The sequence below is a fragment of the Pusillimonas sp. genome (assembly GCF_035515275.1).
Lineage (GTDB): Bacteria > Pseudomonadota > Gammaproteobacteria > Burkholderiales > Burkholderiaceae_B > Pusillimonas.
This window is the reverse complement of sequence record NZ_DATJBQ010000056.1, coordinates 1-2530: the sequence shown is the minus strand read 5'-3', so window position 1 is coordinate 2530 and position 2530 is coordinate 1. Positions and strand designations below refer to the sequence as shown.

Genomic DNA, 2530 nt, shown 5'->3' with positions numbered 1-2530 from the left:
TTTGTCGGCAGGGCAATTGGCCGACGCAAGCTGGCCCCGCGCGTCAGCCCTGGTAAAAGCTGGGAGGGCGCCATTGCCGGTGTGCTTGCCGCCGTCCTGTGGGTGGCCGTATCCAGCCAGTGGCCGGGCAGCTTTGCGGCTGTGCTCGTGCAGGCTTGGTCCTTGGGCGGCGCACTGATTCTTGCCGCTTTTCTGGCGGCCCTGTCGATCGTCGGCGATTTGTTCGAATCCCTGCTCAAGCGCCGTGCAGGGCGCAAAGATTCCAGCGCCTTACTGCCGGGTCACGGCGGCGTGTACGACCGTATCGACGCCTTGCTGCCCGTGGCGCCCACGGCGTTCTTGTTGTTGAGTATCGGCGCATGATCTCTCGTAGTCTTTGCATACTCGGTTCCACGGGCTCCATTGGGTGCAGCACGCTCGATGTCGTGTCGCGACATGCCGACACCATCAGGGTGCACGCCTTAACGGCATACAGCCGTATGGAACTGCTGGCAGAGCAGGCACTGACGTTCGACGTGCGTGTCGTGGCGGTACCTGACGAGGCTGCGCGCAAGCGGTTTTTGCAGGCCTGGCCGACGCATCGCGCCGCCCCCGAAATCCGGGTCGGCTTGCAGGCGCTTGAAGCGTGCGCGGCTGACCCAGAAGTTGATACGGTCATGGCGGCCATTGTCGGGGCGGCTGGTCTGCCGGCTGCGTTGGCGGCGGCGCAGGCGGGCAAGCGTGTGTTATTGGCCAACAAAGAAGCGCTGGTGGCGGCCGGCAGCCTGTTCATGGCGGCGGTGCGCGAGCACGGTGCCGAACTATTGCCCATCGACAGCGAGCACAACGCGATTTTCCAGTGTCTGCCGCATTCGGATCGCGCCGCTGCCCCCACGGCGCCTGCCCAGGGTGTGCGGCGCTTGCTGCTTACCGCTTCGGGCGGGCCGTTTCGTACGGCCTCGCTTGAAAGCCTTGAGGCGGTGACCCCCGAGCAGGCCTGCGCCCATCCCAACTGGAGCATGGGCCGCAAAATCTCGGTCGACTCGGCCACCATGCTCAACAAGGGGCTGGAAGTCATCGAGGCCCATTGGCTGTTCGCCATGCCTTTGCAACGCATACAAGTGGTCGTGCATCCGCAAAGCATGATTCACTCAATGGTCGAGTACGAAGACGGCTCCATACTGGCGCAGCTGGGCCAGCCCGATATGCGCACCCCCATCGCGTACGGTCTGGGTTTTCCCGACCGGATCGACAGTGGGGTGGGCCCGCTTGATCTGGCCATGATCGGACGTCTCGACTTCGAACAGCCTGATCTGCGGCGTTTTCCATGCCTGCGGTTGTCCTTTCAGGCGCTAGAGGCCGGTCAAGACGCCTGCATAGCGCTTAACGCCGCCAACGAGGTGGCCGTCGACAGTTTTCTTAGCAGCCGCATTCCGTTTACCGGCATTGCCCGGGTCATCGAGCAATGCCTTGACGCCATGGCAGGCAAAACCCGCGTTGCCCTCGACTCGCTCGAGGCCGTGCTCGAGCTCGACAGCCGAGCACGACGGCAAGCGCTTCAACTCTGTAAATAAGGGCGCACGTCGATCACCATGCTTTTTACTTTGCTTGCTTTTGTCGTCGCGCTTGGGCTGCTCATCACCTTTCACGAGCTGGGGCACTACTGGGTTGCGCGGCGTTGCGGCGTAAAAGTATTGCGTTTTTCGATCGGTTTCGGTCGCGTACTGGCCAGAAGAACCGACCGCAACGGCACCGAATGGGCCTTATCCGCCATTCCGCTGGGCGGCTACGTGAAGATGCTGGATGAGCCTGAACAGCCCGATGGGTCCGACGCCGGCCAGGCTTTCAACCGGCAGCCCGTAAGCCGGCGTTTTGCCATTGTGGCGGCCGGTCCGTTGGCCAATCTGCTGCTGGCGGCGGTGCTTTATGCGGTGTTGAACCTTGTGGGTACGCAAGAGCCGGCCGCCATATTGGCCCAGCCGGCTGCGGGTACGCCGGCCGCTCAGGCAGGGTTGCACCAGGGCGATCGCATCACCCGTGTCAACGGTTCGGCCGTGCGCTCGTGGGGCGAGGCGCGCTGGGAGCTGCTCGATGCGTTGACTTCGGGCGGAGCCGCCACACTTGAGGTTCAAAACGATGCCGGTGCGACACGCACCCATACCTTGCACCTTCAGGCGGCCGGCCTCGAGCCCGAGAATGCCGACTTGATGTCCGACGCGGGGCTTGCCCTGGCAACGCCTCGTCCTCTGGTGCGCCAGGTGGTGGCGGGCGGGGCGGGTGAGCAAGCCGGCCTGCAAGAGGGCGACATCATCGTGGCGGCCGGGCCGCTTAACGAGCCTTCGGGGGCGGCGCTGGTGGCTTATATTCAGTCTCAGGCAGGCCAGTCCTTGCCCTTGACCGTGCAGCGCAACGACGCCCGGCTCAGTTTTACGCTGGTTCCCCAGGCAGAAACCAACGCCGAAGGCGAACGGGTTGGACGCATCGGCGTCATGCTGGGGGCTGATTTCCCCATGGCTACCGTGCGCTACGGCCCTGTGGAAAGCGTGACACG

General features: G+C 64.0%; 3 protein-coding genes. All 3 read left to right on the top strand.

Annotated features, from left to right (window positions below; genetic code table 11):
• A partial coding sequence (locus VL003_RS03960) for a phosphatidate cytidylyltransferase (RefSeq protein ID WP_325439791.1) occupies window positions 1–363 on the top strand: 363 nt, incomplete at its 5' end.
• Window positions 360–1553 carry a 1-deoxy-D-xylulose-5-phosphate reductoisomerase gene (gene ispC, locus VL003_RS03955; RefSeq protein WP_325439789.1) on the top strand — a complete coding sequence of 398 codons (1194 nt, stop codon included), beginning with the start codon at window positions 360–362 and terminating at the stop codon, window positions 1551–1553. The genes VL003_RS03960 and ispC, both read left to right, overlap by 4 nt.
• 18 nt (window positions 1554–1571) lie before the next feature.
• Window positions 1572–2530: RIP metalloprotease RseP (gene rseP, locus VL003_RS03950; RefSeq protein WP_325439787.1), on the top strand; the 959-nt coding region annotated here is incomplete at its 3' end.

Excerpts from the sequence above, each read along its gene's own strand:
- ispC (WP_325439789.1), top strand. The coding sequence starts at position 360 with ATGATCTCTCGTAGTCTTTGCATACTCGGTTCCACGGGCTCCATTGGG.